Annotated in this window: 9 protein-coding genes; 4 read left to right on the forward strand and 5 right to left on the reverse strand. The window is 71.1% G+C overall.

Annotation, left to right across the window (positions count from 1 at the left end):
• Nucleotides 1–10: 10 nt before the first annotated feature.
• Nucleotides 11–1,648 carry an ABC-F family ATP-binding cassette domain-containing protein gene (locus ACWGDX_RS28700; protein ID WP_453630129.1) on the reverse strand — a complete coding sequence of 546 codons (1,638 nt, stop codon included), beginning with the start codon at nt 1,646–1,648 and terminating at the stop codon, nt 11–13.
• A gap of 128 nt (nt 1,649–1,776) precedes the next feature.
• On the opposite strand from ACWGDX_RS28700, the gene ACWGDX_RS28705 reads away from it, so the two are divergent.
• Nucleotides 1,777–2,742, forward strand: a complete 966-nt coding sequence (locus tag ACWGDX_RS28705) for an FAD-dependent oxidoreductase (protein ID WP_453630131.1) — start codon at nt 1,777–1,779, stop codon at nt 2,740–2,742.
• On the opposite strand, the gene ACWGDX_RS28710 is transcribed toward ACWGDX_RS28705, so the two are convergent.
• The gene (locus ACWGDX_RS28710) at nt 2,743–4,044 is read right to left on the reverse strand and encodes a M14 family metallopeptidase (RefSeq protein WP_453630133.1); all 1,302 of its coding nucleotides are present in this window, start codon (nt 4,042–4,044) and stop codon (nt 2,743–2,745) included.
• The gene (locus ACWGDX_RS28715; RefSeq protein ID WP_453630135.1) at nt 4,041–6,047 is read right to left on the reverse strand and encodes a Xaa-Pro dipeptidyl-peptidase; all 2,007 of its coding nucleotides are present in this window, start codon (nt 6,045–6,047) and stop codon (nt 4,041–4,043) included. Before ACWGDX_RS28715 ends, ACWGDX_RS28710 begins: the two co-directional genes overlap by 4 nt.
• Before the next feature lie 425 nt (nt 6,048–6,472).
• Here ACWGDX_RS28715 and ACWGDX_RS28720 point away from each other — a divergent pair, with 425 nt between their 5' ends.
• The gene (locus tag ACWGDX_RS28720) at nt 6,473–7,513 is read left to right on the forward strand and encodes a LacI family DNA-binding transcriptional regulator (RefSeq protein ID WP_453630137.1); all 1,041 of its coding nucleotides are present in this window, start codon (nt 6,473–6,475) and stop codon (nt 7,511–7,513) included.
• Between the two features lie 100 nt (nt 7,514–7,613).
• On the opposite strand, the gene ACWGDX_RS28725 is transcribed toward ACWGDX_RS28720, so the two are convergent.
• On the reverse strand, nt 7,614–9,869 hold the full coding sequence (locus ACWGDX_RS28725) for a glycosyl hydrolase (RefSeq protein WP_453630139.1): 2,256 nt from the start codon (nt 9,867–9,869) through the stop codon (nt 7,614–7,616).
• A 495-nt stretch (nt 9,870–10,364) separates the two neighbouring features.
• Between ACWGDX_RS28725 and ACWGDX_RS28730 the strand changes: the two genes are divergently transcribed.
• Nucleotides 10,365–11,552, forward strand: coding sequence for a DUF3103 family protein (locus tag ACWGDX_RS28730; RefSeq protein ID WP_453630141.1), 1,188 nt, complete (start codon nt 10,365–10,367; stop codon nt 11,550–11,552).
• A gap of 94 nt (nt 11,553–11,646) precedes the next feature.
• On the opposite strand, the gene ACWGDX_RS28735 is transcribed toward ACWGDX_RS28730, so the two are convergent.
• Nucleotides 11,647–12,129: a macro domain-containing protein gene (locus ACWGDX_RS28735; protein WP_453630143.1), complete on the reverse strand. Its 483-nt coding sequence runs from the start codon at nt 12,127–12,129 to the stop codon at nt 11,647–11,649.
• A gap of 153 nt (nt 12,130–12,282) precedes the next feature.
• On the opposite strand from ACWGDX_RS28735, the gene ACWGDX_RS28740 reads away from it, so the two are divergent.
• Nucleotides 12,283–13,017: a MerR family transcriptional regulator gene (locus tag ACWGDX_RS28740; RefSeq protein WP_453630145.1), complete on the forward strand. Its 735-nt coding sequence runs from the start codon at nt 12,283–12,285 to the stop codon at nt 13,015–13,017.
• Nucleotides 13,018–13,122: the final 105 nt, after the last annotated feature.

Genomic DNA, 13,122 nt, shown 5'->3' on the forward strand with positions numbered 1-13,122 from the left:
GCGCTCGCCCTCAGCTCTCGGTCACCTGGCCCGCCGCCACATCCAGGCGACGTGTCGTGCGGATCGCGTTCAGCATGCGGCGGTCGTGGGTGACCAGGAGCAGGGTGCCGTCGTAGGAGTCCAGCGCGGATTCGAGCTGCTCGATCGCCGGCAGGTCGAGATGGTTCGTCGGCTCGTCCAGGACGAGGAGATTGACGCCCCGGCCCTGGAGGAGCGCCAGTGCGGCGCGGGTGCGTTCGCCCGGGGAGAGGGTGGTCGCGGGGCGCAGCAGATGGTCCGACTTCAGCCCGAATTTGGCGAGCAGTGTACGGATCTCGGCCGGTTCGGTGTCGGGGACGGCCGGGCGGAACGCGTCCAGCAGTGTCTCCGGGCCGTGGAAGAGGGCGCGTGCCTGGTCGACCTCGCCCACGACCACGCCCGAACCGAGCGAGGCATGGCCCGCGTCCAGCGGGAGACGGCCCAGCAGGGCGGCGAGCAGAGTGGATTTGCCCGAACCGTTGGGCCCGGTGATGGCGATCCGGTCGGCCCGGTCGATCTGAAGGGTGACAGGACCGAACTGGAAGTCGCCACGCTTGACCTCGGCGGCGCGCAGCACCGCGACGACCGCGCCCGAGCGGTCCGCGGAGGCGATCTCCATCCGCAGCTCCCACTCCTTGCGGGGCTCCTCGACCGTGTCGAGGCGCTCGATCAGCCGCTGTGTCTGGCGCACCTTGGCCGCCTGCTGCTCGCTCGACTCGGCGCGGAGCTTACGGCCGATCTTGTCGTTGTCGGTCGCCTTGCGCCGGGCGTTCCTGACGCCCTTCTCCATCCAGGCGCGCTGGGTATGCGCCCGTGTCTCCAGGGACGCCTTCTTCTCCGCGTACTCGTCGAACTCCTCACGGGCATGGCGCCGCGCGGTCTCCCGCTCCTCCAGATAGGCCTCGTAACCGCCGCCGAAGAGGGTGATCTTCTGCTGGGCCAGGTCGAGTTCCAGGACCTTGGTCACGGTGCGCACGAGGAACTCGCGGTCGTGGCTGACGACGACCGTACCGGCGCGCAGACCGGTCACGAATCCCTCCAGCCGCTCCAGGCCTTCGAGGTCGAGGTCGTTGGTCGGCTCGTCCAGCAGGAAGATGTCGTACCGCGAGAGCAGGAGCGAGGCGAGGCTCGCGCGGGCCGCCTGGCCGCCCGAGAGGGTGGTCATCGGCTGGTCGAGTCCGACGGTGAGGCCGAGCGAGGCGGCGGTCTCCTCGGCCCGCTCGTCCAGATCGGCGCCGCCGAGGCTCAGCCAGCGCTCCAGCCCGATGGCGTACGCGTCGTCGGCGCCGGGTGCGCCGTCGACGAGCGCCTGGGTGGCCTCGTCGAGCGCGGTCTGCGCGGCGGTGACTCCCGTACGGCGGCCGAGAAAGGCCCGTACGGTCTCGCCCGCGCGCCGCTCCGGCTCCTGGGGGAGATGACCGACCGCGGCGGTGGGCGGGGAGAGCCTGATCGCCCCGTCCTCGGGCGTGTCGAGTCCGGCGAGCAACCGGAGCAGGGTGGACTTTCCGGCACCGTTGGCGCCCACGAGTCCGATCACATCGCCGGGTGCGACCACGAGGTCGAGTCCGGAGAAGAGCGAGCGGTCGCCGTGTCCGGCGGCGAGATCCTTGGCTACGAGCGTGGCAGTCATCAGACCGCTGATCCTAACGAGGTGCTGGGTGGGGGGTGCCGGGGTGCCGGGGAGAAGGATCGCGGACGAGCGACCCGTCCGTCCACCGGAATATGGGCCTGTAGGCCGGATTCCGCTACGGTCCGGACATGGACGGCGGTAAGAGGGATGTACTGGTGGTCGGCGGTGGAGTCATCGGTCTGACGACGGCGGTGGTGCTCGCGGAGGACGGTCACCGGGTCGGGCTGTGGACCCGCGATCCGCTGGGGCGCACCACATCGGCGGTGGCGGGAGCGCTGTTCTGGCCCTATCGCATCGAGCCCGAGGCCGAGGTGGGCGCCTGGCTGGAGCGGTCGCTGAACCAGTACGAACAGCTCGCGCGGCGGCCGGACGAGACCGGGGTGCGTATCGTCCCCGGGCTGATGACGGACACCCCGATGACGGATCTGGGGAGCTGGGCCGCCCGGGTCCCCGGACTGCGTGAGGCCCGTGGGGAGGAACTGCCGGCCGGCTTCGGCCAGGCGCTGCGGGCCACTGTCCCGCTGATCGACATGCCCGTCCATCTGCGCTATCTGAAGGAACGGCTGCGCGCGGCGGGCGGCACGGTGGAGCGGCGCACGGTCACGGGCTTCGAGGAACCGGCGGAGCTGGCGCCCGTGGTGGTGGACTGCACCGGGATCGGTGCCCGGGTGCTGATGGCGGACGCGTCGCTGTATCCGGTGCGCGGGCAGGTGGTGGTCGTGGAGAACCCGGGGATCGACGAGTGGTTCGTGGCGTCCCTCCCCGGCTCCGCCGATATGACGTATGTGATGCCCCAGCCGTACGGGGTGCTGCTCGGCGGTACGGCGACGGAGCACTCCTGGGATCTGCGCCCCGACCCGGCCGAGGCCGAGGCGATCGTCGCGCGCTGTGCCCGGATCCACCCCGCGCTGGCCGGAGCGCGGGTACTGGAGCACCGGGTGGGGCTGCGGCCCGCGCGCCCCCGGGTCCGGCTGGAGGCCGTGACCCTGCCCGGGGGCGCGCGGTTGGTGCACAACTACGGACACGGCGGCGCGGGGGTCACCGTGGCCTGGGGCTGCGCGCGGGACGCGGCCCGGCTGGCGCTGGACTCCTGATCAGCAGTCGCCGGGTACCGCCGCGGTCAGGTGGTACGCCGCGCGTTCGTCGAGGAGCAGCGGGACCAGATTCCGCTGCGACTGGCGGAGCGGTACGAACGCGCCCTTGCCGAGCGGCAGCGACAGCACCCCGTGGAGGGCCAGTTCGTCCTTGACGTCGGCGTACTGCGCCGCGTCGAGGCGGTAGCCGCACGGCGGGTTCTGGATGATCTGCTCGGGGGCCGCGGGTTCGTTGTCGGCGCCGCCGAGATAGACCGGGCCGCGGTCCTTGAGTCCGGCCAGCCGCGCGGTGGCCGTGGCGCTCACGATCGCTCCCCTGCGCTCGTCGGTGAAGGTGAACAGCCCTTCCAGGGAGTCGAGCTGGCTGGCCACCCGGCGGCGGTGGTTCAGCGCGGGGTCGGCCTCCTCGGCTTCGGTGAGCGCGTTGACCCGGCTCTCGATGAGCAGTCCGAGCGAGTGTTTGACACCCGCCGCGTTGCGCAGGATGCGCTCCTGGCCGTCACCTGCGGTCTGCCGGATGGGCTCGTCGGTCACCGGGTCGGTCCAGATCCCGTAGGTGCCGATGGTGTGGCCGGCCGCGCGGGCGGCGGGCCGTACATACCGCTCGGAGAGCGCCTTTGACTCGTCGTGGACGGCGGTCGCGGTGTTGAGATTGCGCGGCCAGAGGTCGAACAGGTCCTTGTCGTAGTACGGCGGGGTGGCGCCGTACTCGTGCAGGTCGTAGATGACATCGGGCCGCTGGTCACGGATGAGGGCGGCCAGGGCACGGCCCTCGGCCGTCTTGAGCGCGATGTGGTCGCGGTTGATGTCGACGCCGTCGGAGTTGCCCCGGGTGTCGGCGGCCCGTCCGTCCGGGTTGGCGGTGGGGACGACGAGCACGCTCGTACGGGCCAGGAAGCGCAGGGTGTCGCGGTCCTCGGTGTAGGCGAGATCACGGACCGTGGTCAGACACGCCTCGCGGCCTGACGGTTCGTCACCGTGCTGGCTGCATACGAGCAGCACGGTGGTGGCCGTGTGCCGGGCGCCGATCCGGACGAGCTGGACCGGACGGTCCTGCTCGGTCGTGCCGATGGTGGTGAGCGTGGCGCGCTCGCTCCCCCGGTCGACGGCCTTCAGGAACCGCTGCTCCTGCGGCTGGCTGGTCCAGTCGGCGCCGCCGTTCGTCTCGAATTCGGTGCGCGGCGGGGCGGGCGAGGTGGTGGCCTGGGCGGGGACGGCGGCCAGCGAGGTGACGAGGGCCGTGGCGGTGATCGCCAGAGCGAGTCCGCGTATACGGGACGTGGTGGCGCGTGGTCGGGTCATCGGCTGCTGTCTCCCGGGATCGGAGGGGTCCGGCGCGGCTCGGCCACGCCGTGGTGACGGGACTCACGGGGTGCGCTGTACGGCGGGACGGCGCCGGTGGTGGCGCGGGCGAAGGCCGCCGCGCCGCCGACGAGCGGCAGTCCGGCGCTGGTCCTGGCCAGATCGAGGGTGAGGGTGGGGGTGGTGGACGGCGGGTCGATGAGGTCCTGGTCGGTACCGGCGATGATCAGGGCGAGCCGGTGTCCGGCGGGGACGACATGGTCGGTCGCGGCGAGCTCGACGGTGAGGGTGTACGGCCTGCCGGGTGTGAGCGGGCGGCCGTGGCCGGCCGACGCGTAGGTGCCGAGATCGGCCCAGCCCCGGCTGAAGACCGTCTGGCCGACCTCGGCCGTCCTGGCCTCCGTCTCCCGGTAGCAGGAGCTGTCGGCGGTGGTGCTCGGACCCCAGCAGGTGCGCTCGGTCAGCGTCCTGATGCCTTCGCCGGACGCGGCGTAGTCCCGGATCGTGTCGGGGCCGATGTCGACGAGGACCGCCGAGAGATGGGCCGTCGAGGTGGACGGGGTGGCGGTCACGGTGACCGTACCGGAGCCGGACAGCCGCAGATCACGGCTGAGGGGCCGGGTGATGAAGCCGGACTTGGCCGCGGTCGGCAGATCGATCTCGGCGGCCCAGTCGGTCTCGCTCCGTCCCGGGTCGTCGGTGAAGGTCTCGGTGGTGCCGGGCCGCGCGGGCGTACGGCCCAGGGTGCCGACCCCGGCGACATCGCCCGCACCGGGACGCAGCGAGGTGGTCGCGGTGGTGCGCGGCGGCCAGACCCGGTCGGTGGACCACTGGTCGGGGGCGCGCTCGATGTCCGCCATGGGCTCGCGGTCGATGCCGTTCTCGTAGCCGAGGAGATAGTGGTCGAACCAGCGGTGCAGGGTGGTGACCCAGGTGGCACGGCGGAAGTCGAACGGGTCGACATGGCCGGTCTGGGAGAGCCAGATCTTGCGCTCCACGCCCGCGTCGGCGAGCGCGTCCCACCACTGGCCGAGGTGCTTGGCACGGACGTTGAGGTCCTGGGCGCCATGGACGGCGAAGACGCTGGCCCGGACCTTCTTCGCGTTCCGCGCGTAGTCGCGCTCGTCCCAGAGACCGGTCCGGTCGCCGGTGCGCGGCGCCTCGTCGATCAGCCGTCGCTGCACCGCCTGGCAGCGGGTCCGGGCCTCGGGGCTCTCCACATAGTCGGAGAGCCAATCGGGGCCCGAGTCGTAGAGGGGGGCGCCCTGCTGGAAGTAGTAGTCGTACCAGGAGGAGATCGCGCTGATCGGGACGATGGTCTCCAGCCCCTCGACCCCGGTGGCGGCGACCCCGTTGGCGATGGTGCCGTCGTAGCTCTTGCCGATCATGCCGGTGGCGCCGGTGGTCCAGTCGGCGCGTACGCGCTCGGTGCCGGTGCGGGTGGCGTAGCCGCGGGCGCGGCCGTTCAGCCAGTCGACCACGGCCTTGGCCGACTGGATGTCGGAGCGCCCGCCGACATCGACACAGCCGTCGGAGCGGTTGGTGCCCGCGAGATCGACGGCGACGAAGGCATAGCCGCGCGGTACGAAGTAGTTGTCGTAGTACAGGGGGAAGCCGAGGGGGTTCCCGTCCGCGTCATAGGTCTTGCGCCGGCTCTCGTTGCCCCGTCCGCAGCAGGAGTAGTAGGGGCTCGCGTCCATGATCACGGGCACCCGGCGGCCCCGCTCGGCCGGCTCGCTCGGGCGGATCACATCGACGGCGACCCGGTCGGTCCCGCCGTTCCCGTCACCGTCGATCCCGGTGTCCACCCAGATGGACTCCCGGATGGCGTCGTCGTAGGAGTAGACCGGTTGGCTCTCCTTCACCCGCGGTCCGCCCGGCCCCGCGGTGGGCTGCGCGCCCAGTGCTCCCGCAGGAGTGAGCAGCACCCCCATGAGAGCGGCGGAGACCGCCGCGACCAGGGTTCTGTACGACCAGCGGGCTCGCCGCGCACGGATCTCCATGGGGCGGAAGGTACCCCGGTGAACTCCCGTGCAAAAGAGGGCAGTCGGCGGGCCGCGAGAGGCACAGGCCTGTATACGAAGTGTCGGCCGCGCGCGTGTACGGGTGTCGGGCGCGCGGCCGCCGTACGGCGTCGGCGACGGCCCGCCGCTGGGACGCGGGAGCGTGGGCGTGCCCCTCCCGGGTGACAGGATTGCCGGGACTCCCCTGATGAGACGCTTTGGAAGCGCTCTCATCCACAGCGCCGCAGCGGTTAGGGTGTAGTGGTGCGGCAGCCCGTCTCGCCCCTGTATGCGGCGCTGCCGTACGGTACCGCCGTATCGGTCCTGTCGTCCGGCCGTGCCCGCACGTCCGTCAGGTCCCGACGCCCGCCCGTACCCGTACCGGCGCCGTCAGCCGTATCCGTCCCCGACGAGGAGCGCACGCCTTGCCCGAGCCGTCCCCTGGGTTCCGTCCCACTCTGGAAGCTGTCGCCGCGCGCGCCGGCGTCTCCCGGGCCACGGCCTCGCGGGTCGTCAACGGCGGTGCGGGGGTACGGCAGCCGCTGGTCGACAAGGTGCGCCGGGCGGTCGACGAGCTGGGATACGTACCGAACCACGCGGCCCGCACCCTGGTCACCCGGCGCACCGGCGCCGTCGCCGTGATCATCGCCGAGCCGGAGATCCGGATCTTCTCCGATCCGTTCTTCTCCCAGCAGATCCGCGGTATCAGCAAGGAACTGACCGCGCGCGACACCCAGCTGGTACTGCTCCTGCTCGAAGGTCCCGGTGACTACGACCGGATCGCCCGCTATCTGGCGGGCGGCCATGTCGACGGCGCGCTCGCCTTCTCCCTGCACACCGACGATCCGATCCCCGAGATCACCCGGCGGTCCGGGGTGCCGACGGTCTACGGAGGCCGGCCGAGCTGGACGGCGGCCCAGGACCACCAGGCCGTGCCGTATGTGGACGCGGACAACCGCGGCGGCGCCCGCGCGGCCGTGCGGTATCTGCGGGATCTGGGCCGACGGCGGATCGCGCATATCGCGGGCCCGCGTGACCAGACCTCGGCCACCGACCGGCTCGACGGCTACCGCGATGTGATGCTGGACGCGGATGCCGGGCTGATCGCCGAGGGGACGTTCACCGAGGAGAGCGGGGCGCGCGCGATGGCGGAACTGCTGGAGCGGTTCCCCGATCTGGACGCGGTGTTCGCCGCCAACGATCTGATGGCCTCGGGCGCGCTGCGGGTGCTCAAGGAGCGGGGCCGTACGGTGCCCGACGATGTGGCGCTGGTCGGCTTCGACGACATGGACTCGGTCGCGGAGGCCACCGACCCGCCGCTGACCACCGTTCAGCAGGACATAGAGGGGCAGGGCCGGCTGATGGCGCGGCTGCTGCTGCGCGGTCTGGACCGGGACCGCGAGGGTGCCTCGGCGCCGGCCTCGGTGATCACTCCGACCACACTGGTACGGCGGGCCTCGGCCTGAGCCGAGCCCCGCCGTCCGTCGTGGGCCGTGCCTGGTGAGCAGTGCCTTGCGGGCCGTGTCCTGCGGGCCGTGCACGGCCGCGGTGGCCCCTGCCCGGTGCCTATCCGGTCGCTGTCGAACGCGCCGGTACGTTCAGCGTCCTGCCGTCCGAGAAGGTGACCGTACGCGCCACCGAGTCGAAGTTGTGCGCCGCGTACGTCCGTACCCCGCCCTTGGTGAAGACGGCGGAGGTCGGGATCGATCCGGTCACGGTCGCGTCGGGAGCGCCCAGCGAGTCCAGTGTGGTGATCCAGTGGTACGTATGAGCCCTGGACTCGCCCGCCTCGGGTGTGTAGCCCGCGTTGCCCGCGTCCCATTTGGCCTTGGCCGCCGCCGGATCGGCGAGGGCCTCGAACTCCCAGAGGATGTCCCGCCATTCGACGGCGGGACCGCCGTTCTCCCGCGTCATCTCCGCCAGATTGCGCCTGATCGCGTCCTTCTCGCGGCTGAGATGGAGCGAACCACCGGTCAGCGGGAGGGCGTTGATGCCGTGGATCTCCTCCGGATTGGCGGTCCACCAGGTGGAGTACGCGCCACCGCTGCCCCACACCATGCCGACCGTGTCGTGCCCGAAGGAGGACGGGAAGACCGCCTGGTCGGCGTCGAACCAGTACTGGCCGATCGCCTCGGACTCGGTGGTCAGCAGGTAGCTGCCGAGGTCGCGCAGCTGGGTGTCACCGGTCGCGGAGCCCCACAGGATCAGTGCGGCACTGAGGTTGGTGGACTCGGACGACGACTCCTGGTTGTTGCCCGCGGCGAAGCCCTGGTGCCCCGAGGCCCAGCTGTGTCCCGCGTAGATGTCGAAGCCGCGCAGGAAGGGGAAGGCGGTGTCGTCGCGGCTGGGGTTGGCCGCGTCGCGCACGAGCGTCTTCACCATGCCGCCCCAGGCGGAGTCGGCGGCCCACGCCCGGTCGTACTGGGCGACGATCGCCGCCGCGTAGACGTAGTAGCTGTAGTGGAAGTGGTGGTCGTTGAGTTCCGTGTCGCTGCCGTAGGAGGCGGGGTAGCCGGTCAGCGTCTTCCAGTTCCTGTCGTACGAGAACTCGTTCGCGCCGCCCGCCGTGAACCACTGCTCCAGCCGGCCCTTGAGCAGTCCGACCAGCTTGTCGCGGGTGGCGGTCTCACCGATCTGCTCGGCGATGGGCACCAGTTGGGCGAGCTTGCCCAGCGCCTTGCCGGTCCAGTAGGTGTCGACCGCGCCGGAGAACGGATCGGCCGCGTTCGCCACCTCGTTCAGATGGCCCCTGAGCCGTGCCTGGTCGACCCCGCCGGCCTTCGGCAGGGCGGGCAGCACCCCCGCCGACTGCTGGCTGGTGGTGAAGGAGGTGCCCTCACGGACCTTCATCGTGCCGCGCGAGGAGACATAGGTGTACGGGGTGAGCGCGTCGGTCGTGTAGAGCCACTGGTGCCGGTAGAGGGCCTGGAGCGTACCGGTCTCGGTGCCCTCCTGCGGTGCGGTGGTGAGGCTGTAGGTCGCCCTGACCGTGCCGGCGCCCGCGCTCCAGCTCACCTTCGAGCCGGTGACGAAGCTGTACGCGTACTTCCGGTAGGTGGCCAGCGCGTCCGTGGAGGGCAGGACCGCGAGGGAGAAGTAGTCACGCCCGCCGAGTCCGGCCGTGAGCGTGGATCCCGCTATGGACCAGTCGCTGCCGGTCGGCGCGAACAGGGCGTAGTGGTGTCCCGCGACGGTGATGCCGAGGACATTGCCCTGGTCGGCGAAGACCTGGGGCGCGGCGGCGGTGGTGATCCTGGCGTCGCCGCCGGTGCCCTTGGCGTAGACGAAGGGCAGGCCGTGGCCGATGGTGGTCCGCAGGGTGCGGGCGCCGTCCGACCAGTACGGGGTGACGGTCCAGTCCGACCAGTTGTCGGCCTTGGTGTCCGGTGAGTTGAGCCCGGTCAGACCGAGTGTGAGATCGGCCTTGTGCGCGTACTCGTACTGACGGCCGTCGCCGCTGACCGTCGGGGTGGTCGGATAGCCGACCTGGAGACCGCCCGCGGTCGCCTGGTAGGTGAGCGGGTGGCCGTACATCGGGGTGGAGTACGGGTTGTCGCCGTAGCGCTGGAAGGCCAGCGACGACCACCAGTCGTTCGTGGGCACGGGCTTGTTCCTGGCGGCCTCGGTCACCTTGGGGGTGACCGGGGTGCCGGTGTTGGTCGTGGGGCCCGCTGTGCCGGCGGGGCGGGTGTCCGAGTAACTCCCCGCACCCACGGGGACGTTGGCGGCCATCGCCGGGCCGGCGGCGGGGCCCAGGCCGATAGCGGCCAGGGCGGTGACCAGGACCAGCGCGGAGACGGGTCTGGCACGGGAGACGGACATGGACGGCACCTCGAAGACATGGGGGGAAAGGGCGTCCGAGAGCGCTCTCAGATGCCATGAAACGTAAAACTCCTGAAACAGAAGTGTCAATACATCTGACATAGACGGCAGTTCACCGGAGATCGGCAGCCGTCGTGCGTTCGAGTCTTGACGAAGCGCGGGGCACCGGGACACGCTCCCCGACCTCTTGCGAGAGCGCTCTCAGACGGCTCTCCCGTCGGCACCCGAAGCCAAGGGGAGCGAGCCAAAGGATGCGGCCAAGGGGCGAAGCCAAGGAAAACTCTCCCTCCCGGGGTACGCGGCCAGGGCGGCGCAATCCGGCCCGACCGCTTGACGGTTATGGACTGCGAGGCGGGGAGTCCTTGCGTTATTGGCATGCTACGGACATGCTTTTCCCAGCGGAATCTACCCGCATAGATCCGGCTCCGTCCTGAACGCTTCCCCCCAACCGCCGCCCCGCCGCAGGCGGACGCGGCACGCCTCCAGGAGGAACCCTTGAGCACGCGTTTCACGCGCCGCCATGCCACCGCTCTCGCTCTCTCCGCCGTCACCGTCGCCGCCCTCCAGGGCGTGGTGTCCCCGACGGCGGGCGCCTCGCAGCCGAGTCCGTCCGGCGCCGCGCCGGTCTCGGCGGTCGGTCTGGTGGAGGACCGGACCGCCCGTGCCATCGCCACCTCGCTCGACGACCAGAGATGGCGGGCGCAGATACGCTCGGCGGCCCTCGCCTCGGACCAGGTCGATCTGCGCGCGCTGACCGACCGGGCCACGGCGAAGGCCGGACAGGCCCTCAAGTCCACGGTCGCCAAAGGCGACCAGCGCATCGCCGCCGCCAAGGGGCTGAGCGCCGACACCGGTTCACTGCTGCGGCTGCGCCTGGCCGCCGACTCCATGCGCGGCGCGCTGACGGCGGGAACGGTCCCGCTGGTCGCCGCCGCCACCACCGATGACGACGCCGAGACGATCACCGCCTACGACAGCCGGGGCCGGGCGCACACACTGGACGCGCGGAAGACCCCGGACCGGCCCGTCTATGTCGTCGACATCGACGTCACCAAGGCCATGGCGGCGGGCCTGGGCGTCGTCGACAAGGAACTCGCCAAGCACGGCCTGTCCTCGGCCGAGGTCTCCGAGGACTCCGAGGGCTCCCGGACCTCCGAGGGCTCCCGGGCCTCGGGGAACCGCGCCGCCGCGGCCGGCTTCTGGACCTCCCGTCTCGACGCCGTCTATCTGTCGAGCGACGAGGAGCCCTGGATCTCCGGCGACGCCGAGATCTTCTCGATCGTCAGCGGCTTCGGATTCGACGGCAAGGTCCGGGTCGACACGGTGACCATGCCGTATCTGGACAACGACGGGACCACCTATTACCCGAACCAGATCCTTGTCAACTGGTCGTCCTACAAGTACAACCTCGCCGATGTCGTGATGATGGAGGACGACGGCGACACCAACTACCAGGCCCTGGCCAAGGCCATCGCGGACATCCTGCTCACCATCACCGACCAGGGCGCCTACATCCCCCTCGTGAACGCCATCCTCGACGCCATCCCCGCGTCCTGGTGGACCAACGACCCCGACTACGTGGACTCCTGGTACACCCTGGGCAAGAACTCCTCCGGCCGCCTCAACGGCGCCCGGGGCAACGGGTGGATGACGATCAGCCCGTACTTCGTCGAGCAGTTCTGACCCCGAACCCCGTCCGGTCCACCGGGTCCCACGACCCGACCGACCGACCGACCGGACGGGGTTCTCGTCGCCTCACGCGCAAGGCGAGACAGACCTAAGACCCATCGATGTCGTACACCGTCACCGCTATGCCCCGGGTCAGCAGACGCTCCGCTATCAGCGGCTCGACCACGGACCACTCGCCGCCCGCGAGGCCGCAGCCGATACGGGGCATATGGACCGATGCGTCCAGCTCGGCCGCGCGCTCCGCCACGGAGGCAAGGGCCCTGTCGATCGCGTCGTACCGCACGGGCACCCCCTTACCGCCCCTCCTGGTGCCCCGCTGTCCGATCATGTTGGCCACCCAGAGATACGGGCCGACCTGGACATACTGCACAGCACCCAGGCCGAAGTCATTCCCGGCCCGCTCCCTGTGCCAGCGGCGGTAGGCCGCTTCGGGCTCGGGCCAGCGGCGGGAGAGGGCCAGGACGAAGCCCTTGCCCCAGCCGCCCAGATCGTTGCAGACGTGCGTGATCAGCTTGACGCCCTCGCCCTGTGGGGCGGTGGCGTCCCCCCGTACGTATCCGATCTCCGACATGGCACCACCGTACGAGCGGGCACTGACACCCACCCCCGCGGTTTTCTCCCCGGGCCGCCACTTTCACAACGGTGATGGCACAGCAATACTGTTCCACTGGGTTCCACCGAGTCGATCTGTCGACCCTTGCCAGCCGGAAGCGAGGTGCGGGCCATGGCCACCGAGACCGAGAGGCCTACGCTCACGGTCGACGAGCTCGCCGCGCGGGCCGGCGTCACCGTGCGCACCGTGCGGTTCTACAGCACCCGGGGACTCCTGCCGCCGCCGGTCATCGGGCCGCGCAGGGTCGGGCACTACGGGGCCGGGCATCTCTCCCGGCTGGCCCTGATCGAGGAGCTCCAGCGCCAGGGCATGACACTCGCCGCGATCGAACGCTATCTGGAGCAGTTGCCGCCCGGTCTCAGCGCGCGCGATCTGGCGATCCACCGGGCGCTGGTCGCCTCCTGGGCGCCGGACGCGCCCGAGGACGCGACCCGGACGGAGCTGGAGAGCAGGGCGGGACGGGCGCTGGCGGAGGAGGACATCGACCGGCTCGCCGCGATGGGCGCCCTGGCCCGCGCCGACCGCCCGGACACCTACCGGCTGGACCCCGCGCTGCTGCGGCTCTGCGTCGAACTGCTCGACGTGCCGATCTCGCAGGAGACGATCCTCGCGGCCCGTACGGTCCTGCTGGAGCACACCCGTGAGGCGGCACGCGAGCTGACCCGGATGTTCCGGGACGAGGTGTCACCCGCGTACGGACACGACGGGTCCGGCCCGGAGCGGATCGCGGCGGTGAGGTCGCTCTCCGCGCATATGGAGCCGCTGGTGGTGCAGGCGCTGGTCACGGCGTTCCAGCGGTCGCTGAAGGAGGAGCTGCGGGCCGCGTTCCAGGCGGAGGCGGAGTGAGTACGCGGCGGTACCGCCGTACGCCGTCCGAGCGGCCCGCACGCGCCTGACCGCCTGACCGATTCGCCCGGCGGGGGCGCCCGGCAGGGGCGACGGACGCGTTCG

This window comes from Streptomyces sp. NPDC055025 (genome assembly GCF_053608565.1).